The organism is Silvimonas sp., assembly GCF_031291215.1.
Taxonomy (GTDB): Bacteria; Pseudomonadota; Gammaproteobacteria; order Burkholderiales; family Chitinibacteraceae; genus Silvimonas; species Silvimonas soli.
In genome coordinates this window covers 1-22,012 of sequence record NZ_JARLJK010000150.1, presented here as the reverse complement: position 1 = coordinate 22,012, position 22,012 = coordinate 1, and the positions used below count along the sequence as shown (strand labels likewise).

Annotated in this window: 20 protein-coding genes and 4 tRNA genes; 13 read left to right on the top strand and 11 right to left on the bottom strand. The window is 57.3% G+C overall.

The genetic code is table 11. The features are described 5' to 3' along the window. Positions 1-105 precede the first annotated feature (105 nt). Positions 106-756 carry an endonuclease III gene (gene nth / locus P4L78_RS21735; RefSeq protein WP_283148173.1) on the bottom strand — a complete coding sequence of 217 codons (651 nt, stop codon included), beginning with the start codon at positions 754-756 and terminating at the stop codon, positions 106-108. 7 nt (positions 757-763) lie between these two features. Beyond that, positions 764-1,582: a glutamate racemase gene (gene murI, locus P4L78_RS21730; RefSeq protein WP_309330695.1), complete on the bottom strand. Its 819-nt coding sequence runs from the start codon at positions 1,580-1,582 to the stop codon at positions 764-766. A 276-nt stretch (positions 1,583-1,858) separates the two neighbouring features. Between murI and gltB the strand changes: the two genes are divergently transcribed. Both gltB and P4L78_RS21720 read left to right on the top strand, forming a co-directional pair. Further along, complete coding sequence (gene gltB / locus P4L78_RS21725) at positions 1,859-6,310, top strand: glutamate synthase large subunit (protein ID WP_309330693.1); 4,452 nt, start codon at positions 1,859-1,861, stop codon at positions 6,308-6,310. A gap of 178 nt (positions 6,311-6,488) precedes the next feature. After that, positions 6,489-7,901, top strand: a complete 1,413-nt coding sequence (locus P4L78_RS21720; protein WP_309330691.1) for an FAD-dependent oxidoreductase — start codon at positions 6,489-6,491, stop codon at positions 7,899-7,901. A 68-nt stretch (positions 7,902-7,969) separates the two neighbouring features. On the opposite strand, the gene P4L78_RS21715 is transcribed toward P4L78_RS21720, so the two are convergent. The 4 genes from P4L78_RS21715 to P4L78_RS21700 all read right to left on the bottom strand — a co-directional run bounded on the left by P4L78_RS21715 (position 7,970) and on the right by P4L78_RS21700 (position 10,577). Beyond that, positions 7,970-8,368, bottom strand: coding sequence for a VOC family protein (locus tag P4L78_RS21715; protein ID WP_309330689.1), 399 nt, complete (start codon positions 8,366-8,368; stop codon positions 7,970-7,972). Positions 8,369-8,467: 99 nt separating this feature from the next. After that, positions 8,468-9,019 carry a chromate transporter gene (locus P4L78_RS21710; RefSeq protein ID WP_309330687.1) on the bottom strand — a complete coding sequence of 184 codons (552 nt, stop codon included), beginning with the start codon at positions 9,017-9,019 and terminating at the stop codon, positions 8,468-8,470. Next, on the bottom strand, positions 8,989-9,573 hold the full coding sequence (locus P4L78_RS21705; RefSeq protein WP_309330685.1) for a chromate transporter: 585 nt from the start codon (positions 9,571-9,573) through the stop codon (positions 8,989-8,991). The genes P4L78_RS21710 and P4L78_RS21705 overlap by 31 nt, the downstream gene beginning before the upstream one ends. Before the next feature lie 143 nt (positions 9,574-9,716). Then, a complete protein-coding gene (locus P4L78_RS21700; protein ID WP_309330683.1) occupies positions 9,717-10,577 on the bottom strand; it encodes an FTR1 family protein in 861 nt (286 codons plus the stop codon). A 166-nt stretch (positions 10,578-10,743) separates the two neighbouring features. Between P4L78_RS21700 and P4L78_RS21695 the strand changes: the two genes are divergently transcribed. From P4L78_RS21695 to corA, 5 genes are all read left to right on the top strand, one after another. Further along, positions 10,744-11,346 carry a MarC family protein gene (locus P4L78_RS21695; protein WP_283148181.1) on the top strand — a complete coding sequence of 201 codons (603 nt, stop codon included), beginning with the start codon at positions 10,744-10,746 and terminating at the stop codon, positions 11,344-11,346. Between the two features lie 119 nt (positions 11,347-11,465). Then, positions 11,466-12,122, top strand: a complete 657-nt coding sequence (gene rpiA, locus P4L78_RS21690) for a ribose-5-phosphate isomerase RpiA (protein WP_309330680.1) — start codon at positions 11,466-11,468, stop codon at positions 12,120-12,122. Between the two features lie 144 nt (positions 12,123-12,266). Beyond that, positions 12,267-12,983: a phosphate signaling complex protein PhoU gene (phoU, locus tag P4L78_RS21685; RefSeq protein WP_283148183.1), complete on the top strand. Its 717-nt coding sequence runs from the start codon at positions 12,267-12,269 to the stop codon at positions 12,981-12,983. Positions 12,984-13,180: 197 nt separating this feature from the next. After that, entirely contained in the window at positions 13,181-14,656 is a 1,476-nt protein-coding gene (ppx, locus tag P4L78_RS21680) for an exopolyphosphatase (protein WP_283148184.1), read from the top strand. Continuing rightward, positions 14,608-15,714 carry a magnesium/cobalt transporter CorA gene (corA, locus tag P4L78_RS21675; RefSeq protein ID WP_283148185.1) on the top strand — a complete coding sequence of 369 codons (1,107 nt, stop codon included), beginning with the start codon at positions 14,608-14,610 and terminating at the stop codon, positions 15,712-15,714. The genes ppx and corA overlap by 49 nt, the downstream gene beginning before the upstream one ends. Positions 15,715-15,755: 41 nt before the next feature. On the opposite strand, the gene P4L78_RS21670 is transcribed toward corA, so the two are convergent. Next, positions 15,756-16,265, bottom strand: coding sequence for a DUF456 domain-containing protein (locus P4L78_RS21670; protein WP_283148186.1), 510 nt, complete (start codon positions 16,263-16,265; stop codon positions 15,756-15,758). Positions 16,266-16,405: 140 nt separating this feature from the next. Further along, on the bottom strand, positions 16,406-17,266 hold the full coding sequence (gene lgt / locus P4L78_RS21665) for a prolipoprotein diacylglyceryl transferase (protein WP_283148187.1): 861 nt from the start codon (positions 17,264-17,266) through the stop codon (positions 16,406-16,408). A 218-nt stretch (positions 17,267-17,484) separates the two neighbouring features. On the opposite strand from lgt, the gene ilvD reads away from it, so the two are divergent. Both ilvD and P4L78_RS21655 read left to right on the top strand, forming a co-directional pair. After that, positions 17,485-19,341, top strand: coding sequence for a dihydroxy-acid dehydratase (gene ilvD, locus P4L78_RS21660; protein ID WP_309330676.1), 1,857 nt, complete (start codon positions 17,485-17,487; stop codon positions 19,339-19,341). Between the two features lie 58 nt (positions 19,342-19,399). Next, positions 19,400-19,711 (top strand): MGMT family protein, encoded by a 312-nt coding sequence (locus P4L78_RS21655; protein ID WP_309330674.1) that lies wholly within the window; start codon positions 19,400-19,402, stop codon positions 19,709-19,711. A 90-nt stretch (positions 19,712-19,801) separates the two neighbouring features. Here P4L78_RS21655 and P4L78_RS21650 read toward each other — a convergent pair whose 3' ends face one another. The 3 genes from P4L78_RS21650 to P4L78_RS21640 all read right to left on the bottom strand — a co-directional run bounded on the left by P4L78_RS21650 (position 19,802) and on the right by P4L78_RS21640 (position 21,468). Continuing rightward, positions 19,802-20,776 (bottom strand): Ig-like domain-containing protein, encoded by a 975-nt coding sequence (locus P4L78_RS21650; protein WP_309330672.1) that lies wholly within the window; start codon positions 20,774-20,776, stop codon positions 19,802-19,804. Between the two features lie 328 nt (positions 20,777-21,104). After that, a tRNA-Phe gene (locus P4L78_RS21645) sits at positions 21,105-21,180 on the bottom strand. A gap of 69 nt (positions 21,181-21,249) precedes the next feature. Continuing rightward, on the bottom strand, positions 21,250-21,468 hold the full coding sequence (locus P4L78_RS21640) for a hypothetical protein (protein WP_309330670.1): 219 nt from the start codon (positions 21,466-21,468) through the stop codon (positions 21,250-21,252). A gap of 17 nt (positions 21,469-21,485) precedes the next feature. Here P4L78_RS21640 and P4L78_RS21635 point away from each other — a divergent pair. From P4L78_RS21635 to P4L78_RS21620, 4 genes are all read left to right on the top strand, one after another. After that, a tRNA-Tyr gene (locus P4L78_RS21635) sits at positions 21,486-21,570 on the top strand. Positions 21,571-21,662: 92 nt separating this feature from the next. Next, positions 21,663-21,736: transfer RNA gene (locus tag P4L78_RS21630), tRNA-Gly, on the top strand. Positions 21,737-21,742: 6 nt separating this feature from the next. After that, positions 21,743-21,817, top strand: a tRNA-Thr gene (locus P4L78_RS21625). Positions 21,818-21,862: 45 nt separating this feature from the next. Further along, a partial coding sequence (locus P4L78_RS21620) for a GTP-binding protein (RefSeq protein WP_309330956.1) occupies positions 21,863-22,012 on the top strand: 150 nt, incomplete at its 3' end.

The following is a 22,012-nucleotide window of genomic DNA, read 5'->3' as shown; positions in this document are numbered from 1 at the left end:
TGGTTTCTTTTCTTTGGCGACCCAAAGAAAAGAAACGTGCTCCCGGTCACCACCGGGTATCTAACGTTTTTCACGCTCGTGCCAAAGGCACTAACAACCCGGTTATTAGCGCCCCTTCGGCGGCACCAATTCCTTCGGTTTGAAATCACACAAATCATTCACCACACACCGCCAGCACTCCGGCCTGCGTGCCTTGCACACATAACGCCCATGCAAAATCAGCCAGTGATGGGCGTTGAGCTGAAACTCAGCCGGCGTCACCTTCATCAACTTGTCTTCCACCGCGCGTACATCTTTACCTTTGGCGAGCCCGGTGCGGTTGGAGACCCGAAAGATATGCGTATCCACGGCGATGGTCGGATGGCCGAATGCGGTATTCATCACCACGTTGGCGGTCTTGCGGCCCACACCCGGCAGCGCTTCCAGTGCCTCACGATCTTGTGGGACTTCACCACCGTGCTTTTCCAGCAAGATGCGACAGGTTTCCAGCAAGTGTTTGGCCTTGCTGCGATACAAGCCAATGGTCGCGATATAGCCTTCCAGCCCTTCTTGCCCCAGCGCGAGGATGGCCGCGGGCGTGTTGGCGACCGGAAACATCCGTCGCGTGGCTTTGTTTACGCCGACATCGGTAGCTTGTGCAGACAACAACACCGCTGCCAGCAACTCAAATGGCGTGGTGTATTCCAGCTCGGTAGTGGGCGCCGGGTCCAGTTCGGCCAGGCGTTTGTAGAATTCGTAGCGGGTTTCTTTGTTCATCGGGCCATCACAACCGGTCGATATTGACTTGTTCAATCGCGCCCAGATTGCGCCCGAGGAAGCGTTCACCCACGCTGCGGAACTTCAACGGCACGTCGGTGACGAAATAACGATAGTCCGGCATGCCGCGTTGCGGATTGGCCAGACCCTGTTCTTGCAGCAATGCGGCGGTTTCGTCGGCGATGGCAATGGCCGAATCTACCAGTTTCAGGCGGCTGCCGGCCACTTCAGACAACAACGGCTTGAGCAGCGGGTAATGGGTGCAACCAAGCACCAGTGTGTCGATCTGCTCCACAAACACCGGCTTGAGATATTCCTGCGCGGTCATGCGCGTGACCGGATGCTCCAGCCAGCCTTCTTCAACCAGCGGCACAAACAGCGGGCACGCCTGGGAGTAAACGTGGTGGTTGGGATTTAGCTGATGAATCGCGCGGGCATAGGCGTTGGAGTTGATGGTGGTCGGCGTGCCGATCACCCCAATGCCGCCACTTTGCGTGGTTTCCACAGCGCAGCGTGCGCCAGCGGCAATCACATCCAGCACGGGCAGCGGTGAAATCTCCCGCACTTTTTCGGCGGCGACGGCGGCCATGGTATTACAGGCAATGATCAGCATTTTGACTTGCTGTTTTTGCAGGAAGTCGACGATCTGCATGGTGAAGTGTTCGATGGTCGAAACGGACTTCACGCCATAAGGCACGCGGGCGGTGTCGCCAAAGTACACAATGTTTTCAAACGGCAGCCGATCCATCAACGCACGGACTACGGTTAACCCGCCCACACCGGAGTCGAATACGCCGATTGGGTGGGATGCTTGTGGTTGTGACATGGCGGCTCCCCAAAAGCCGCAATTCTAGCCGTCTGGGCGAGGCTTTTGGCGATTTTTAGCGGCGCGAATTACGCACATGCAGCAATGGCTTTTCACCTTTGCTATCTCTAATAGGTCAGGCAGCAAATCGAGTCAGGCGCGCGCATGCCGATTTGACTGGTCAGGGCAGGGCGCATTCCCGACACCTCAGGGCATCCGCATTGTGGAAAACCCTGATACGTTGGTAAAATTAACGCCTTTTCGCTTGCAATATGCTGCTTCTTCAAGGGTAGTGCCATGGACAGACAAAGCGGGTTGCAGAACACCCTATACCGGCCTGAGTTCGAACAGGACAGTTGCGGTTTTGGCTTGATCGCGCAAATGGACGACCAACCCAGCCACTGGCTGGTGAAGACCGCCATTTCGTCGCTGGCCGCTTTGACGCACCGTGGCGCGGTGGCCGCCGATGGCAAATCGGGCGACGGCTGTGGTTTGCTGTTCCGTAAACCGGATGCCTTCTTGCGTGCCGTGGCCGCCGAAGCCGGTTTTACGCTGGCTGACTTGTACGCTGCCGGGCTGGTATTTCGCTCGACGGACGCGACCCAGGGTGCAACCTCGCTGACCAATCTGCAAAACGCCATTGAAGCGCAAGGGTTGACGCTGGCCGGTGTGCGCGCCGTGCCGATCAATACCGAGGCCTGTGGCGAGTACGCCATGCGCACATTACCCGCCATCGGCCAGGCTTTTGTGAACGCGCCCGCTGGCATGGAACAAGCGGAGTTTGAACGTCGCCTGTATCAAGCGCGCCGCGTGGCCGAGAAATCCAACAAAGCCAGCGACCCCGGGTTTTATATCCCGACACTGAATTCGCAGACGCTGTCCTACAAAGGCCTGGTTACGCCGGAAAACCTGCCAGTGTTTTATCTGGACCTGAACGACGAGCGCTTTGCCTCGTCGCTGGCCGTGTATCACCAACGCTTCTCTACCAATACTTGGCCGCAGTGGAAACTGGCGCAGCCGTTTCGCTTCCTGGCGCATAACGGTGAGATCAACACGCTGTCAGGCAACCGGCTGTGGGCCAAGGCGCGTGAAGCGATCATGGATTCGCCGCTGCTGGACATGAACACCGTGCGCCCGATCGTGCAAACCGACGGGTCGGATTCGATGAGCCTGGACAACATGCTCGAAGGCCTGATGATGGGCGGCATGGACGTGTTCCGCGCGTTTCGCATGCTGGTGCCACCGGCTTGGCAGAACGTGGATAGCAACGATCGCGATCTGCGCGCTTTCTATGAATACAACTCCATGCATATGGAAGCGTGGGACGGCCCGGCTGGCATCGTCTGGACCACCGGCCGCTACGCCGGTTGCATGCTGGACCGCAACGGCCTGCGTCCGGCGCGGTATGTGATCACCAAAGACCGCCATCTGACGATTGCCTCGGAAATCGGCGTGTGGAACTACAAGCCAGAAGACGTGGTGAAAAAAGGCCGCGTCAAGCCGGGACAGATTGTGGCTGTCGATCTGGAAACCGGTGATTTTCTCGATACCGAAACCATTGATAACCGGCTGAAAGCGACGCATCCGTATCGCAAGTGGATCAAGAACAACGCCATTCAGCTGGAGTTGAGTGAAGACAACAGTCCGCTGCCGGAGATGTCCCGCCCCGAGTTGTTGATCTTCCAGAAGCAATTTGCGCTGACCTATGAAGAGCGCGACCAGATCCTGCGCGTGCTGGCGGCAGACGGCCAGGAAGCCGTAGGCTCAATGGGTGACGACACGCCGATGGCGGTGTTATCAGAAAAAGTGCGCTCGCCGTTTGATTATCTGCGCCAGCAGTTTGCCCAGGTCACCAACCCGCCGATCGACCCGATTCGCGAAGCGATCGTGATGTCGTTGAATACCTGTTTCGGCCCGGAACGTAATGTGTTCTCGGTGACCGAAGACAACGCCAAGCGGCTGGAAGTGCGCTCGCCAGTGTTGTCCAGTGACAAGTTCGATGCGCTCACATCCTTGCCGGGTGACGACTACAAACCGGCGTTCTTTGATGCCACTTACGATCCTGCCAAAGTCTCGCTCAAAGAAGCCATTGAGCAACTGCAAGCGCAGGTGCTGGCCAGCGTGCGCAATGAACACACGGTAGTGGTGATACTGAGCGACAAACAGATCGCCCAGGGCCGTTTGCCGATCCACATGTTGTTTGCCACGGGGGCCGTGCACCACGCGCTGGTCGATGCCGGTTTGCGCTGCAAGATCAACCTGGTGGTCGAGACGGCCACCGCACGCGATCCGCACCACTTTGCTTGTCTGATTGCCTTCGGCGCCACCGCCGTGTTCCCGTATCTGGCCTACCAGACGATTCTGGAACTGGTTGGTAGCGGGCAGATCAGCCTGCCGTTGCTGGCAGCCACTAATAACTTCCGCAAGGCCATCAACAAAGGCTTGCTGAAGATCATGTCCAAAATGGGCATCTCCACCGTGGCGTCTTATCGCGGCTCACAGCTGTTTGAAGGCGTGGGTATTGGCGAAGAAGTCATCAAACTGTGCATGGAAGGCACGGTGTCGCGCATTGGCGGCGCCAACTTTGCCGACTTTGAAGCCGACACGCTCAAGCTGAACCGTCTGGCGTTCAACAGCATGCGGCCGATTGCCCAGGGTGGCTTGCTCAAGTACGTGTTTGGCGAGGAATACCACGCCTACAACCCGGACGTGGTCATGCAACTGCAAAAGGCGGTGCAGGGCGGCGAGTACAAGGATTACCTCAAATACGCTGATCTGGTAAATCAACGCCCGGTAGCCATGCTGCGTGACTTGATGGCGCTGCAAATTGATCCGGCCAAAGCCATCCCGCTGGAAGAAGTCGAATCCGTTGAGGCGATCCTGGCGCGCTTTGATTCCGCCGGGATGTCGCTGGGCGCGCTCAGCCCGGAAGCGCATGAAGCGCTGGCCGAAGGCATGAACCGCTTGGGTGGTCGTTCCAATTCCGGCGAAGGCGGTGAAGACCCGGCGCGCTACGGCACCATGAAGATGTCCAAGATCAAGCAAGTGGCCTCGGGCCGCTTTGGTGTGACGCCGCATTACCTGGTCAACGCCGAAGTGCTGCAGATCAAGGTGGCACAAGGCGCCAAGCCGGGTGAGGGTGGCCAGTTGCCGGGTGACAAAGTCAGCCCGTTGATTGCGCGGTTGCGTTGCTCCAAGCCTGGCATCAGCCTGATCAGTCCGCCGCCGCATCACGATATCTACTCGATTGAAGATCTGGCCCAGCTGATTTTCGACTTGAAACAGGTCAATCCGAAGGCGCTGGTGTCGGTGAAGCTGGTGGCTGAACCTGGCGTGGGCACCATTGCTGCGGGTGTGGCCAAGGCTTATGCCGATCTGATTACGATATCCGGCTACGACGGTGGCACCGGTGCCTCGCCGCTCACCAGCGTGAAATACGCCGGTACGCCGTTTGAGCTGGGCCTGACCGAAGCGCAGCAAGTGTTGCGAGCCAATGGCTTGCGTGGCCGCGTGCGGGTGCAAACCGACGGTGGTCTGAAGACCGGGCTGGATGTGGTCAAGGCCGCGATCATGGGCGCGGAAAGCTTCGGTTTCGGCACCGGCCCGATGGTGGCGCTGGGCTGCAAATATCTGCGCATTTGCCATCTGAATAACTGCGCCACCGGTGTGGCGACGCAAGAAATCAAACTGCGCAGCAAGTACTTCACCGGCTTGCCGGACATGGTGGTCAATTACTTCACCTTTATCGCCCGCGAAACCCGTGAATGGATGGCCAAGCTGGGTGTGCGCTCGATGGAAGAACTGATCGGCCGTTCCGAATTGCTGGGCTTGATTGAAGGCGCGACCGAACGGCAAAAACGCTTGCGTCTGGACGTGTTGCTCAGCCAAGGCACGATTCCGGATAGCGAACCGCGTTTCTGCGTGGCAGATCGCAACCCGTCATTCGACAAGGGTGAACTGGCCGAGCAAATGGTGGCGGACGCGCTGGCGGGTATCAAGGCCAAAACACCGCAGCGCTTTGAATACAAAGTGCGCAACGTGAATCGGTCGATTGGTGCGCGTTTGTCCGGCGAAATCGCCATGGCCCACGGTGCCGACGGCCTGCCGGCAGATTGTTTGCATATCAAGCTCAACGGCTCGGCCGGGCAATCATTTGGCGTGTGGAACGCCAAGGGGCTGACGCTGGAGCTGGAAGGCGATGCCAACGATTACGTGGGCAAGGGCATGTCGGGTGGCCGCGTGGTGATCTATCCGCCCAAGGTCAGCGAATTCCGCGCGGACGATGCGGTGATTGTTGGTAACACCTGCCTGTATGGCGCAACTGGCGGCGAGCTGTATGCCGCTGGCCGCGCGGGCGAACGCTTCGCAGTGCGTAACTCCGGCGCGCTGGCCATTGTGGAAGGCGTGGGCGATCACGGTTGTGAATACATGACTGGCGGCACGGTGATTGTGCTGGGCGAAACCGGCTACAACTTCGGCGCGGGTATGACCGGCGGTTTTGCGCTGGTGTATGACACTCAGCAACGCTTCGCCTATCGCTACAACAACGAACTGGTGGATATCAACCTGATCAATGGTGAGTCCTATGGTGCAGTTCGGGCCTTCCTCAAGGAAAAGCTCAAGGACTACCTGAAGCAGACCGGTTCTGTGCGCGCCCAAGAGTTGCTGCACGACTTTGACGAAGCCGTGGATTACTTCTGGCTGGTGAAGCCCAAGGCCGCCAAGCTGGATGATCTGTTGAAGGATTGATCGACGGTTGGAACGGTGCGCATGAATGCGCACCCTACAGCCCCTCAACCCGTAGGGTGCGCATTTATGCGCACCATTGCGGATTACAAATTTGATTGGGGTGGGTCAGCGGGTTTTATCCCTCAAGCCTTTTATCCCGCGTTATCGGGACACCCCTGACTCCTCACCGGAGCAGCCAATGGATGTATTTCAGTTCATGAACGTAGCGCGTAACCCGGGCGAGAAAGTCCCGGCGAACGAGCGTATCTATCTGTTCAAGGAAATTTATCAGCCGCTGGTCGCGGGCGAAGCGGCCGAGCAAGCTGGTCGGTGTCTATCTTGCGGCAATCCGTATTGCGAATGGGAATGCCCCGTTCACAACTACATTCCCAACTGGCTGGAACTGGTGCAGCAAGGCAAGTTGTTCGAGGCCGCTGAACTGAGCCACAAGACCAACAGCCTGCCGGAAATTTGTGGCCGGGTATGCCCGCAAGACCGTCTGTGCGAAGGCGCCTGTACGCTCAATCAAGGCGGCTTTGGCGCGGTGTCGATTGGCTCGGTGGAGAAATACATTACCGATACCGCCTACGAGCAAGGCTGGCGGCCGGATATGTCCAAAGTGGTGTGGACTGACAAAAAAGTCGCCATCATCGGGGCGGGCCCGGCTGGCTTGGGCTGCGCGGACGTGCTGGTGCGCAATGGCATCAAGCCGGTGGTGTTTGATCGCTATGAAGAAATTGGTGGTCTGCTGACCTTCGGTATCCCCGAATTCAAGCTGGAAAAAGAAATCGTCGCCCGCCGCCGCGAAATCATGGAAGGCATGGGCGTTGAGTTTCGTCTGAATACCGAGATCGGTACCGATATCACCATTGAGCAGTTGTTGAGCGACTACGATGCTGTGTTTATGGGCATGGGCGCGTACAAGTACATGAAGGGCGGCTTTGAGGGCGAGGATTTGCCCGGTGTGATGGAAGCGTTGCCATTCCTGATCAACAACGTGCGCCAGAAAATGCAGACCTTGCCCGCTGGCGAAGCGCCGCAATCGATGCAAGGCAAGCGCGTGGTGGTGCTGGGCGGTGGTGACACGGCCATGGACTGCAACCGCACCTCAATTCGCCAGGGCGCCAAGAGCGTCATCTGCGCCTATCGTCGCGATGAAGCCAACATGCCTGGCTCCAAGCGCGAAGTGGCCAATGCCAAAGAAGAGGGCGTGCAGTTCTGGTGGAACCGCCAGCCCATCAACATTAAACAGAACGCTGATGGCAGCCTGGCACTGACGCTGGTGACTACTCGCTTGGGCGAACCCGATGAAAAAGGCCGTCGCCGCGCTGAAAACGTGCCGGGCTCGGAAGAAATCATCGAATGCGATCACGTGATTGTCGCCTTTGGCTTCCAGGTGGAAGCGGCCAGCTGGTTTGATGCGCAAGGCATCAATAGTGATGAATGGGGCCGCACTGTGGCGCCGTTTAAACAAACCTTCAAGCATCAAACTTCCAACCCGAAAATCTTCGCCGGTGGCGATCAAGTGCGCGGTGCGGATCTGGTGGTGCGTGCGGTTTATGAAGGTCGCCAGGCTGCAGAAGGGATTCTGGAATACGTTGGCGTTTGGTAAGTGCGGGTTGTTTGCAAACTAAAAAACAGGACATTGAGTCCCGTTTTTTATTTGAGTACCGAAACAGCCTACGCCTTGGATTCATCCCAAAACATCGCTTCAATCTTGTTGCCATCCAGATCGCGCACAAACGCGCCGTAATACTGCGCGCCGTAATCCTCACGCGGGCCGGGAGCGCCATCGTCCACGCCGCCGTGAGCCAGCGCAGCAGCATGGAAAGCATCAACTTGTGCTTTGCTGATTGCGGTAAAGCCGACATGAGTGCCATTGCCCACTGAGGCCGGTTTGCCATCCAGCGGATGCTGGACCCAGAACTCGGGATATTCGGCGCCGTAGCCAATGGCACCCGGGTAATCGAGGATGCGTTTGCAGCCTAACGTGACCATAACCGCGTCGTAGAAAACCGCAGCTTTATCAAACTGGTTGGTGCCAACCGAAGCGTGGGACAACAAAGGTGCTTGAGACATTGCAGACATCCTTGGGCAGAGATAGACGATCAGTTCGGGGGCTTTCAGGATGGTTGGCAATGGGCAATCTTTCAAGGTTCCGGCGCAAGAAAGTCCGGGTTAAATCCAGCCGAGCGCGCCCAGCAATGCCCCGAGCCCAATCAGCCACAGCGGATTGTATTTGGTGCGCAACGTCACCCAGACTGCCACCCCCGCCAGCAGCACGGGGCCAGCTGAGAAGCCGACACCCTGCATCACGATTAACGCGGTGGCCATGACCAGTCCGACCGTAATGGGCGCCAGCGCACGGCGGAACATATAGTGCCAGCGATGTTCCGGGTAGCGCGAAGCGTAGTGTTCGAACAGCAAGGCCAGAATCGCCGCCGGTATGCACATGGCAAACAGCGTGCAGATCGCTCCGGGCAACCCGGCAACTTGCCAGCCAAACAGCGCCACAAACAAGACATTGGGGCCGGGGGCGGCTTGCGAGATGGCGTAGAGCGAGGAGAACGTTTGATCGTCGATCCAGTGGTGTTGTACGACCAGAAAACGATGCATCTCGGGCAAGGTGGCGCTGGCACCACCAAAAGCCAGGAAAGAGATCAGCAGGAACTGCAGCGAGAGTTGAATCAGCACGCCCATTAGCCAGTCACCTTGCGCGATGACTGCCATTCCAGCGCCAATGCCAGCGGAATCAACACACCCAGCACCCACAGCAACGGCCAGTGCAGCAGGCCCACGGCAACCAGCGAAGCTAAGCCCAGCGCAGCCACTCGCCACGTGCGTGGCTGCGTTTGTGCCATTTTGATCCCTGTGGCGAGCACCAGTCCGACCGCAACCGAACTCATGCCCCGCACGGCTCCCGCAACTGCCGGATGCGCTTGCACATGTTCATAGAACACACCAATCGCCAATACCACCAGCGCTGATGGCCCCAACAGGCCAAGCAACGCCGCCGCCGCGCCACGTAAACCACACCAGCGATAACCCAGAATGCTGGCCAGATTGCAGATGTTGGGGCCAGGCAGAATTTGCGACAGGCTGAACAGTTCGGTGAATTCGCGGTTATCCACCCAGCCGCGTTGTTCCACCAGTATCCGCCGCGCCCACGGCATTACGCCGCCGAAGCCTTGCAGGCCCATTGCAGCGAAGGTGAGAAATAGCGACCAGGGAGTGATCGGCGGGGAAACAACGGCAGGCAGAATAGGGGCAGATTGATCAGCCACGGCGCGCACTTTCAAGAGGGTTGAAAGAGTCTAACGGCTGCGTTGGCGCGCGGGCATACAAGCGGTGGGATTTTTGTTGGTCCGGATTCATGTTCCTGCTGGGCATGAATCCGGACTCCTGGTCGCGAGCCGGAGGTTAAGACTTAACGGCCCGACTGGGCTACCGCATCGGTTACGGCGGTAGCGGGTTTGGCCGGAGCCAGCTTGGGTTTGACCCGTTTGAGTGCGTAAATAACCGCCACCCAGAATGCTACGTAAACCAGGACCATGGTCAGTGCCGGTTGGGCGCGATAGCCCGTCAGTGCCCCAACCACGCCACCAAAGCGGGTGCTGTCATCCAGTAGTGCGGAGGTGTTCCAGAGTGGATCAACCAGGCCCGGAATCCAGTCCAGCCCGATCATGCGTTCCACGCCGTTGATCAGCATGGACGCGGCCAGCAGCAACAGCATGATTTCGGTAACCCGAAAGAACAGCTTCCACGAGAAAATCTTGCCGCCTTGCTGCAACAGCCAGAAGGTGAGGAAAGCCAGCGCCAGCCCCAGTCCTGCAGCCAGTGCGGTCTGACCCGCGTTGCCCGTGCCCAGACCCAGACCGTACAAGAACACCACGGCTTCTGAGCCTTCACGGGCGACGGCCAGCATGACCACCACCAACAAGCCCCACCAGTTGGCTTTTTCCGCCGCTTCAGACATCTCGCCTTCCAGCTCTTTTTTGAGCGTGCGGCCATGCATGCGCATCCAGAACACCATCTGTACGATCAGCCCGCTGGCGATCAACACCATGGCCAACTGGAAGTACTCAATCGAGCCCTCCGGCAACACGCTTTCCAGTGCCATCATGGCGCCAGCCAGGGCTGCGGCCAATGCCAGACCCGCCGCCACGCCGCCCCACAGATACTTCATGCCCTCATGCAGGCCGGAGGTGCGCAACCAGGCATAAAGAATGCCGATGACCAGCAAGGCCTCGACACTTTCACGCCAGACGACAAACAGAATATTGGCCATTATTTTCCTTTGTCACGCCCGTTTCAGCGGGCATGGTCTTTGCATATTTGATATTAATGCGATCTATTCTCATTATTATTCTGGATTGTACCGTGCAGGGCAAGCACAAGTGTTGGGGCGAGTTATGTCAAACGAGAACGCCTGCCCCTGTGCGAGAATCGTGGTTATGACACATACATTTCTTTCGGCCCTTGTCCTGCTGTTGCTGGTAACCGATCCACTGGGTGGTTTGCCGCTATTCGTCTCGCTGCTCAAGACCGTGCCGCGTGAGCGTCGCGTCAAAGTGATCGTGCGGGAGACGCTGATTGCGTTCCTGATCCTGCTGGCATTCATGGTGTTCGGGCAGGCGTTTTTGCGGGTCATGCATTTGTCCGAAACCTCGCTGGGTATTGCCGGAGGCATCATTCTGTTTCTGATCGCGCTGCGCATGGTTTTCCCCAAGCCGGAAGGGGTTTTCGGCGATAACGATCTGAACGGCGAGCCCTTTATCGTGCCGCTGGCGGTGCCGTTGCTGGCTGGCCCATCGGCCTTGGCCACCGTGCTGCTGCTGGTTTCACACGACCCGGACCGTATCTGGGAATGGGCAGGCGCGCTGGCGCTGACCATGCTGGTGTGCGGGCTGACCTTGTTGTTTTCCGAGCGCATCAGCTACTGGCTGGGCGAGCGCCTGACGCAGGCGTTTGAGCGGTTGATGGGGCTGATCCTCACCGCCATTGCGGTCGAAATGCTGCTGGCCGGCATTCGCACCTGGTTATCCACCCTGCACTGACCCGGCGTCGCATGCGGGCGGCCTGCTACAATTACGGCTTGGGCGTGCTCACCGCGCCCGCATCCTGTTTCTGATCTCATATTCCAGATATTCGATTTCGATACACAGAGGAACACACCATGACGCAAAACGAACTGAAAGAAGCCGTAGGGCGCGCCGCGCTGCAATACATTCCGGACGATTGCATTGTGGGTGTGGGTACCGGATCAACCGCAAATTACTTTATTGACGCACTGGGCAGCATCAAGGGCCGTATCAAGGGCGCGGTGTCTTCGTCCGAAGCGAGCGTGCAACGGCTCAAGGGCTTGGGCATTGAAGTGTTTGATCTGAACAGCATCGACAAACTGCCGGTGTATGTAGATGGCGCAGACGAGATCAACCATCAACTGCAGATGATCAAAGGCGGTGGCGCAGCGCTAACCCGCGAGAAGATTGTTTCGGCGGTGGCGGAGAAATTCATCTGTATCGCCGACGAAAGCAAATATGTCACCGTTTTGGGCAAGTTCCCGCTGCCGGTGGAGGTGATCCCGATGGCGCGTTCTTACGTGGCGCGCGAGATCGTCAAGCTGGGCGGGCATCCGTCTTATCGCGAAGGCGTGGTCACTGACAATGGCAACATCATTCTGGATGTACATGGCTGGCAGATTAGCGAGCCAACCAAACTGGAAACCCAGCTGAACCAGATCGTCGGCGTGGTCACCAACGGCCTGTTTGCAGTACGTCGTGCCGATGTACTGTTGCTGGGCACGGCTACGGGTGTGCAGACCTATAAATAACCGTGCGAGCGATGGCGGCCTGCGGCGCTTACTGGCACTCGCAACCGCCATTGTTTCTTGTGCGGGCGACTTGCAACATATTGGTAACAAAGGCGTGTTATGTTACCGGGCTTAATAAACCGCACGCTGTCGGAGATGGGCTAAATGGCCGAACACATTTCAAAGCAATTCGATACTGAACTGGAAGCAATCCGCTCCAACGTACTGGGCATGGCTGGCTTGGTGGAAGAGCAAGTTCGTCTTGCAATGGAAGCACTGGCCACGGGTGATCTGGTCATCGTAAACAAGGTGCTCGAGCAAGAAGAGCGCGTTAACGCCATGCACGTGCAACTGGACGACATGTGTATCCACATGATCGCCCGTCGCCAACCGGCTGCTGGCGACCTGCGCATGGTCATGACCGTGATCAAGTCGGTGGAAGATCTGGAGCGCATTGGCGACAAAGCCTCACGCATTTGCCAACGCGCCAAAAACATCTACGACAGTGGCCGTCTGCAGGTGCCACGTTTCAACGAACTGAACCACATCGCTGAAGACGCGCTGGATATGTTGTCCAAGGCGTTGGATGCCTTCGCTCGCCTGGACGCCATACAAGCTACGCAGGTCATTCGCGATGACAACCGCCTGGATGAAGAATACCGAGGCCTGCAACGTCAGCTGATTACGCTGATGATGGAAGACCCGCGCACCATTTCGCTGACCCTGGATATCCTGTGGATTGCCAAGGCGATTGAGCGCATTGGCGATCTGGCGGTGAACGTGGCCGAGCAAGTGGTGTTCCTGGTCAAAGGCCAGGATATCCGCCACAAATCGCAAGAAGAAGTCGAGCGTCTGGTATTGGCACCTCGCGACGGCGAATAATCTCTGGCCGGCTCTTCGGGTTGGTGAGACAGAAAAAGCGGCTTTCGGGCCGCTTTTTTCTTGCCTGCCAGATATCCCTGACTATCCATTGTGCATTTCGGCGATTGCCAGCGCTCGGCGGGTTCGCTATGTTGCCTACGCATCTGGCCGATACCCCACTATTCTGAGTACGCAGCCTTTCCGGAGTTGGAAAACACATGTTTGACGATGATCTGATCGCCGCAGTTGATCTGGGCTCCAACAGTTTTCGCTTGCAGGTGGCGCGCTCGCTGGAAAACACGGTAGTGCCGCTGGATACCTTCAAGGAAACCGTGCGCCTTGGCGCCGGGTTGGATGCGCGCAATTACCTGACGCCCCAAGCCCAGCAACAAGCGCTGGCGGCGTTGGCGCGGTTTGGTGAGCGTCTGCGTGGCATGCGCCCGGAACAAGTGCGGGCGGTGGCGACCAATACTTTCCGGGTTGCCAAGAACGGCCAGGAGTTTTTGCCGCTGGCCGAAGCAGCGCTGGGTTTCCCCATCGAAATTATCGGTGGCCGCGAAGAAGCCCGATTGATTTATCTGGGCGCATCGCACAGCCTGCCGTCCTCGCGAGAAAAACGCCTGGTGGTGGATATCGGCGGTGGCTCCACCGAGTTCATCGTTGGCCGCCAGCATGCGCCGCTGATTACCGAAAGTACGCTGATGGGCTGTGTTTCCTGGAGCTTGCGGTTTTTTCCGGACGGAGTCATCACGCCAGACCGCCTTGCTGCCGCCGAGATTGCGGCGGGTGAGGTCATCCAGCCACTGGAGCAAGAGTTCCACTCACGCCACTGGGATATGGCGATCGGCACCTCCGGCACTGCGCGTTCGCTGGCCGACGTGATGGAACTGAACGATATCGCCAGCGGTGGCATTACCCGTGGCGGGCTGAGCAAAATTCGCCACATCCTGCTTGAGGCCGGGCACGTAGATAAGGTCAAACTGAATGGCTTGCGCGATGATCGCCGTCCGGTGCTGGCAGGCGGTTTTGCCATCATGGCCGCGGTATTCGATTTGCTGGCCATTGAGCGCATGCAGATTACCCAAGGCGCGCTGCGCGATGGCGTGCTGTATGACCTGCTGGGTCGCCACGGCCAGCATGACGTGCGTTCGCAAACAGTGACCGGATTTTTACGACGTTATCACACCGATGCAGCGCAGGCGCAGCGAGTGGCCGCATTGGCGCAAAGTCTGGCCGCAGATTTGCCGCAGGTGAACGAAGCGCTGGCACTGGATGTATATTACGCAGCCATGTTGCACGAAGTGGGCCGGGCGATTTCGCATACCAGTTATCACAAGCATTCCGCCTACATCCTGCAGCATTCCGATATGCCAGGATTCTCGCGGCGTGAACAAGCGCAACTGGCGTCGCTGGCGCTGGCCCAGCGCGGCAAACTGGAAAAAGCCGGCAAGCCCTCGGGCGAAGCGCTCTGGCAAGCCGTGCTGGCGCTGCGGCTGGCGTGTATCGTGCACCGCGCCCGCAACGATGATGTGGGCCCGGATTGCCGCTTAAGCACCAATGGCAAGCGCTATACCCTGAGTTTTGAGTCGGGCTGGCTGGCCGCACGGCCGCTCACCCGGCACGCATTAATCGAGGAAACACACGCATGGCAAACCGTAGGGCACGAGCTGGCAATCGTCGAACACAACGTATAAGACAACATCCCCGCGCCGATAAAGCTGGTTTGCAGCCAGGTACACTGCTGTACGTGGGCAAGGAACTGACCCAGCCGACGCTGGCGACGCTGACCGAGTTCGGCCCGGAGCCGGACGATCTGCACGAATCCGCGCTTGTTGACGTGCAATGCCATCTGCCCGCGCCGCGTGAAGGCCACACCATCTGGATCAACGTGCATGGTCTGGCCAATACTGAGTTCGTCAAAACAATTGGTCGCCATTTCGGCTTGCACCCGCTGGTGCAGGAAGACATCCTGAACACCGAGCAGCGTGCCAAGGTCGAGGTTTACCAGGGTTATTTGTTCATCACTGCTCGGCTGGTGCATGCCGATGAAACGGCCAATATCGAGAGCGAGCAAATCTCGATCGTCTTGGGCCCGCATTACGTGCTGACTTTCCAGGAGAGGCCAACCGGCTCGTTCAAAGGCATACGGGAAGCACTGCAGAACGAGCAATCGCAACTGCGACGGTTGGGCGCAGATTATCTGGTGTACTCGTTGCTGGACAAACTGGTTGACCGGTATTTCACCGTGCTCGAAGCAGTGGGTGAGCGCATCGAAGCTGTTGAAGACAGTTTTGAAGATGGTCCCGGACCAGATCATCTTGGGGAAATCCAGAGCCTGCGGCGGTCTTTGCTGGCGGTAAAACGTGGACTGTGGCCATTGCGGGAGATGATCAACACGCTGCAGCGCGACGAGCCGGATTTTTTCCGCAATGAAACCCAGCTCTATCTGCGTGATGTGTACGACCACACCGTGCAATTGATCGAAAGCGTTGAAGCGCTGCGCGATCTGGTCGGCAGCTTGCAAGATACCTATCTGTCTTTGCAGTCGCATCGCATGAATCTGCAAATGCGGGTGCTGACGGTGATCACCACCATCTTCATGCCGTTGTCTTTGCTGGCCGGGATCTACGGCATGAATTTCGAGAATATGCCGGAACTGCATACGCACAATGGCTACTTTGTGCTGATTGGCGTGATGCTCGCCATTGCGCTGGCGCTGACTGGATTCTTTAAATATCGGCGCTGGTTCTAACCGGTATTGCGGGCTCGGCCCGGCGCCAGCTGCGCGCCGGGTTAGCGGTTAAACAACCAGACCGAAGCGAAGATGCCGATCATCATCAGCGCAATGCCCACCTTGGCAATTGCTCCCAGCAATAATCCCAGCCAGGTAGCAACACCGGCTTTGCCCGCCTGTACCAGATCACGCCGCGCATAGAGTTCACCTAACGCCGCACCAATAAACGGGCCAAGAATCAATCCCGGAATGCCGGCGAACATCCCCGCCAGCGAGCCCAATATGGCGCCCGATACCGCCAGTTTGCTTGCTCCGGCTTTTTTCGCTCCCAAAGCCCCGGCCATCCAGTCCAGCGCCGCCGAAAGCAATACCAGCGCAAACAGTATTCCCAGCGTGATATAGCCGACGCGAGTAAATGCGGTGATCCATGCGGCAATCAGCATGCCGAAAAACAGGAACGGTGTGCCCGGCAAGAGCGGGAACACCGTGCCAATCAGGCCGGTAATCATCAAACCAAAGGCGAGCAACCACCACCAGATATTGCCGTCTGCGATCATTGTTTCGGTCATTGTTGGTCTCGCCTGTGGATCAATCGGTTAGCACTGACGTTAGCACAGCACCCGAAAATGCGAAGTGTTAGGGGTAATAAAAAAACGGCACTGAATGGAGTCAGTGCCGTTTTTTTTCTGTTAGCGATGTTTGCCAAAACTTAGTGCTGCTTGCTTTGCCCGCGGGAGGACCACCAGAACAGATGCAGGCCAAGCAAGATCATCGGAATGGACAACCACTGGCCCATCGACAAGTGCATGGCCAGCAAGCCGAGGAAGTCATCTGGCTCGCGCGTATATTCGACACAGAAGCGGCACAGACCATAACCAAACATGAACAGCCCGGAAATCTGTCCTACCTTGCGTGGTTTTGACGAGTAGCCATACAGCACCACAAACAGCAGCAGACCTTCGGTCAGCATTTCATACAGTTGGGACGGATGACGCGGCAACATACCGTATTGGACCAGCCATTGCTGCAGCTGGGGATCGCGCAACGCAGCGGCGTTATCGGCGCTGGCGGCACTCGGAAAGCCCATCGCCCAAGGCAGCGTTGGCGCGGTAACGCGGCCCCACAGCTCGCCATTGATAAAGTTGCCCATCCGGCCGAAGAACAAACCGAGCGGGACCAGTGGCGCAATAAAGTCGGTCACGGCAAAGAAACGTCGTCCGGTTTTGTGCGCAAAGAACCAGACTGCCACCAGAACGCCGATAAAGCCGCCATGAAAGGACATGCCGCCTTCCCAGACTTTGACGATATCGAACGGATGGCTGAAATAAAAATCCGGCTTGTAGAACAATACGTACCCGAGACGCCCGCCCAGAATCACCCCGAGTACGCCATAGAACAGCAGGTCGTCCAGTTCGCTCAATTGCCAGCCGGCGGGGCGTCCCAGCTTGATACGGCGGCGCCCGAGCAACAAAAACAGCAAGAAGCCGAGCAGGTACATCAACCCGTACCAGTGGATCGCAATCGGTCCTGCTTGCAGGGCGATCGGGTTGAAATGCGGGTGAATTAGCATGTGGGGCAGGCTTTTGGATAAAATCGGGCATTATACAGCAACGCCTTTTTGCCCAAATGCGCCACGAGCCTGTTTGAGCATGTTTAATTTATCGAGCTGCAGCTACCTGACCGGGGTCCCGTTGTTGCTCGTCGCATTGATCGATCACTCGTTTAAACTACGGCTTCAGCTGCATATTTGTTGCAGTCGATGCCAATCCGGTTTCAAGGACCCGTCTTATGCCAGCCTATCGTTCCCGCACTTCCACCCACGGTCGCAACATGGCCGGAGCCCGCGCGCTGTGGCGCGCCACCGGTATGAAGGACGACGATTTCGGCAAGCCGATCATCGCCATCGCCAACTCGTTCACCCAGTTTGTTCCGGGCCACGTGCATTTGCATAACCTCGGCCAACTGGTTGCCCGCGAGATTGAAAAAGCCGGTGGGATTGCCAAAGAATTCAACACCATCGCCGTGGATGACGGTATCGCCATGGGCCACGGCGGCATGCTGTACAGCCTGCCCAGCCGCGATCTGATCGCAGACTCGGTGGAATATATGGTGAACGCCCACTGCGCCGACGCGCTGGTGTGCATCTCCAACTGCGACAAAATCACCCCGGGTATGTTGATGGCCGCATTGCGGCTCAATATTCCGGTGGTCTTCATCTCCGGCGGCCCGATGGAAGCCGGCAAGGTAGATTGGCGCGGTGAAGAGCGCCATGTGGATTTGATCGACGCCATGATCGAAGCTGCCAACCCGAATGTGACGGATGCAGAAGTTGCCGCAATGGAGCGCTCTGCCTGCCCAACCTGTGGCTCCTGCTCCGGCATGTTCACCGCCAACTCCATGAACTGCCTGACTGAAGCGCTGGGTTTGTCGCTGCCGGGCAATGGCTCGCTGCTGGCTACCCACGCGGACCGTAAGCAACTGTTCTTGCAGGCTGGCCGTACCGTGGTTGAACTGGCTCGTCGCTACTACGAGCAAGATGATGAGTCTGTGCTGCCGCGCAATATCGCCACCGTGGCTGCCTTTGAAAATGCCATGAGCCTGGATGTCGCCATGGGCGGCTCCACCAATACCGTGCTGCATTTGCTGGCTGCGGCCAACGAAGCCGGCATTGATTTCAAAATGGCACAAATCGACCAGATCAGCCGCCGTGTACCGTGCCTGGCCAAGGTGGCTCCGGCCTCGCAGAAGTACCACATGGAAGACGTGCATCGTGCTGGCGGCGTGATGGCCATTCTGGCCGAGCTTGATCGCGCGGGCCTGATCAACCGCGACATCCCGACCGTGCACTCGGCTACGATGGCCGAAGCCATGGCCAAGTGGGACATCGTCGGTGCTGCTGCGGATAGCGTGGCACATCATTTCTACCGTGCGGCACCGGGTGGCATCCCGACGACCATCGCGTTCTCGCAATCCATGCGCTACCCAAGCCTGGATGATGACCGCGCCGGTGGCTGTATCCGCAGCAAAGAAAACGCCTACAGCCAGGATGGCGGCCTTGCTGTGTTGTACGGCAATATCGCCGAGCGTGGTTGCATCGTTAAAACCGCGGGTGTGGATGACTCCATCCTCAAGTTCTCAGGGCGTGCGCGCGTGTTCCTGAGCCAGGACGAAGCGGTTGAAGCCATCCTCGCAGATCAGGTTGTGGCGGGCGACGTGGTTGTCATCACCTACGAAGGCCCCAAGGGCGGCCCGGGCATGCAGGAAATGCTCTACCCAACCTCGTATCTCAAATCCAAGGGTCTGGGCAAAGCCTGCGCCTTGCTGACTGACGGCCGCTTCTCTGGCGGTACCTCGGGCCTGTCAATCGGTCACTGCTCACCAGAAGCGGCAGAAGGCGGCGCGATTGGATTGGTGCTGGAAGGCGACGCGATTGATATCGACATCCCGAACCGCACCATCCAGCTGCGTGTGAGCGACGAAGAACTGGCCCATCGTCGCGCCAAAATGGAAGCGAAGGGCAAGGATGCCTGGAAACCTGTCGGGCGCGAACGTTTTGTCAGCGCAGCACTGCGAGCCTATGCGGCGATGACCACCAGTGCCGATACCGGCGCGGTGCGCGATGTATCGCAGGTTGAACGCAAGTAAGCACTAGTCAGGTAAAACGGGACGGCTTGCCGTCCCGTTTGCTTTTGGGGAACCGGAAATGACAAAGAGTCTGGGTATCCGTATTGCGGTGCAATCCGTCGTTGTTCGTATTCCAAAAGGACGGGTCTGTACCTATGGCGAAGTTGCCCGTCTTGCGGGTTTCCCTCGGCATGCCCGCATGGTTGGGCGCTGCATGGACGATTCGATTCCGTGGCAACGTGTGATCAACAGCCAAGGCAAAGTGAGTCCGCGCGGGCTTAACGGCAATGATGACTTGCAACGGTTTTTGCTGGAGGCAGAGGGCGTGAAATTCGGAGAAAACGGCAAGGTCGATCTGAAGCGCTATGGCTGGAGCGGCGAGCAATCTTAAGCGGGATTTGACCCTGATTGACTGCGCAAAAAAAACCGGGGTGGCGAACCATCCCGGTTTTGTTTTTTCCGCAAAGAGGCAGCGTGCGGCTTAGCAGCCTGTAGTGCCACCGAACTGGGTGGCTGAACTATTAAATGGGCTGCACTGACCAGGTGGGGCGACGGTCAGGTTTGTATAATCAGAAGACAGTCCCGGTAGCGAAAATGAAGCGGTGTCGCTAGTCGGGCCACCTGCCAGCGTGGTGCTTGCGGTGATTTTCACGTCGGCCCAGCTGGCATAGTTTTTTGCGTAAAGTACATCAAAGGTGACGTAGCCGGTAGAGTCGGTAGTCAGGGTTGTTGAAGGTGATATGGTCGCCGGGTTGCAATTGCCACCCGTAGTGCAGATTACCGAATTGACGCGCTGAGGTATCCATGACTTCGTGGACTGGACTGAATAGCCCTGATACCAAGCCACCGGCACGATCGTCAGGTTAACTGTAGTGTTGGTGATCGGATTGCCATTGCTGTCGGTAACGAGCACGTTATAAGGGATGGAGTAGCGGGTTGAATCAAGGGCGGTGATAACGTTGCTGGTACCCAGCTTTACCGAGGCAGCGGAGTTTCCAATGATGCTGACGGAAGCAGTGGATGATACCGAGCCGATTGACGCGGTAATGGTAATGGTGCCGGATGTCGCACCTGCAGCCGGAGAAACATTGAAGGTGACCGCGCCGTTGCTATCCGTCACACCACTGTTCGATACATTCGAAATGCTGCCCGATGAAGCAGACAGCGTCACCGTCTGACCACTCATGAGGACGTTGTTGGCATCCAGAGCGCGGACTGTCACGTTCACCGAGCTCAGGCTCGAAACGTTGGTGCTACTGAGCAAGAATGTGATCTGAGCGGGAGCCGCTGGAGTGGGCGTGGGGGTCGGTGTCGGTGTGGTAGAACCAACAACATCGTTCAAATTGGTTCCATCTGAAGCGCCATTGCAGCCACTCAAAGTCAGTACTACCGCAAGTAACGGCATACCGATCATCATCAGTGCCGGCTTTGCCAGCACATTACGTAATTTACTCACTTTAAATCCCCTTGGTTATTCTCGAGCGGCCTTGGCTGGCTGGTAAGTACCAAAAAATGCGTAATGCAAATTGCTGGCGAATCGAGTAAGGGAATTAGACTTTAATGATAGTAAATTGGCAATTTGAAATAGAGAGTTGTAGCTTCTGGTATACGCATTGTGTGAATACGCATCCGCTTGTCGCGGAGGGGCGGCGGGCCTGAATCTCGAGTGGAAAAACGTAACAGAAAACTGTAGGTATCTGAGGGCCGGGTGAGATAGGGGGATTGGACGTGATTGAATGGCGCAAATGAAAAAAGCCGACGCGTAAGCATCGGCTTTTTAAATCTGGTGGCCAGTCGCGGAATCGAACCACGGACACGCGGATTTTCAATCCGCTGCTCTACCAACTGAGCTAACTGGCCTTCGAGAGGACCGAATTAAACACTACCCGGTTTTAGGTGTCAACACTTTTGCTAAAAAAATTAATCGGGCTATTTTTGTCTGGTTTTTATTTTAGTTTTGGTATGAATAACGCGCGCGAAGCCGGGCTGTTTTGCTCGACAGTTCGGCGATGCTGCCGCCGAACGCAGTGAGGGGCTGCCGTCGGCGATGTGTTGGTAATGAAAAAATCTCATGTTTTTCAATGGGGTGTCGTCTTTGTTGGATTTGTTGGGGGGAAAGTGTTTGACATGGTTCGGTGCGTTAGCCATAATGCGCTCCTCATTCAGGAGGGGTTCCCGAGCGGTCAAAGGGATCAGACTGTAAATCTGACGGCTCTGCCTTCGAAGGTTCGAATCCTTCCCCCTCCACCAAATTACGCGGCGTGAAGTGTTTACCCGCTCTCCCGAATGTTGGGACTATTTAAATATATACGTATTTACTTGGTTTTAAATTCGGTTAAAGCGCGGGTGTAGCTCAATGGTAGAGCAGAAGCCTTCCAAGCTTACGACGAGGGTTCGATTCCCTTCACCCGCTCCAGGATGCGCTGATGTAGCTCAGGGGTAGAGCACTCCCTTGGTAAGGGAGAGGTCGTGAGTTCAATTCTCACCATCAGCTCCATATTTTATTCGCTGGTATATTTCAGGTTCTCGAGAAGGAAATATCATGGCTAAAGAAAAGTTTGCGCGGACAAAACCGCACGTAAACGTTGGCACGATTGGTCACGTTGACCATGGCAAGACCACGCTGACAGCTGCTATCACCACGATCCTGTCCCGCAAGTTCGGTGGCGAAGCCAAGGGCTACGCCCAGATC

Bases quoted from the DNA above. Each gene is read 5' to 3' on its own strand.
- nth (WP_283148173.1), bottom strand. From the start codon at position 756: ATGAACAAAGAAACCCGCTACGAATTCTACAAACGCCTGGCCGAACTG.
- murI (WP_309330695.1), bottom strand. From the start codon at position 1,582: ATGTCACAACCACAAGCATCCCACCCAATCGGCGTATTCGACTCCGGT.
- gltB (WP_309330693.1), top strand. From the start codon at position 1,859: ATGGACAGACAAAGCGGGTTGCAGAACACCCTATACCGGCCTGAGTTC.
- P4L78_RS21720 (WP_309330691.1), top strand. From the start codon at position 6,489: ATGGATGTATTTCAGTTCATGAACGTAGCGCGTAACCCGGGCGAGAAA.
- P4L78_RS21715 (WP_309330689.1), bottom strand. From the start codon at position 8,368: ATGTCTCAAGCACCTTTGTTGTCCCACGCTTCGGTTGGCACCAACCAG.
- P4L78_RS21710 (WP_309330687.1), bottom strand. From the start codon at position 9,019: ATGGCAGTCATCGCGCAAGGTGACTGGCTAATGGGCGTGCTGATTCAA.
- P4L78_RS21700 (WP_309330683.1), bottom strand. From the start codon at position 10,577: ATGGCCAATATTCTGTTTGTCGTCTGGCGTGAAAGTGTCGAGGCCTTG.
- P4L78_RS21695 (WP_283148181.1), top strand. From the start codon at position 10,744: ATGACACATACATTTCTTTCGGCCCTTGTCCTGCTGTTGCTGGTAACC.
- rpiA (WP_309330680.1), top strand. From the start codon at position 11,466: ATGACGCAAAACGAACTGAAAGAAGCCGTAGGGCGCGCCGCGCTGCAA.
- phoU (WP_283148183.1), top strand. From the start codon at position 12,267: ATGGCCGAACACATTTCAAAGCAATTCGATACTGAACTGGAAGCAATC.
- ppx (WP_283148184.1), top strand. From the start codon at position 13,181: ATGTTTGACGATGATCTGATCGCCGCAGTTGATCTGGGCTCCAACAGT.
- corA (WP_283148185.1), top strand. From the start codon at position 14,608: ATGGCAAACCGTAGGGCACGAGCTGGCAATCGTCGAACACAACGTATA.
- P4L78_RS21670 (WP_283148186.1), bottom strand. From the start codon at position 16,265: ATGACCGAAACAATGATCGCAGACGGCAATATCTGGTGGTGGTTGCTC.
- lgt (WP_283148187.1), bottom strand. From the start codon at position 17,266: ATGCTAATTCACCCGCATTTCAACCCGATCGCCCTGCAAGCAGGACCG.
- ilvD (WP_309330676.1), top strand. From the start codon at position 17,485: ATGCCAGCCTATCGTTCCCGCACTTCCACCCACGGTCGCAACATGGCC.
- P4L78_RS21655 (WP_309330674.1), top strand. From the start codon at position 19,400: ATGACAAAGAGTCTGGGTATCCGTATTGCGGTGCAATCCGTCGTTGTT.
- P4L78_RS21640 (WP_309330670.1), bottom strand. From the start codon at position 21,468: ATGGCTAACGCACCGAACCATGTCAAACACTTTCCCCCCAACAAATCC.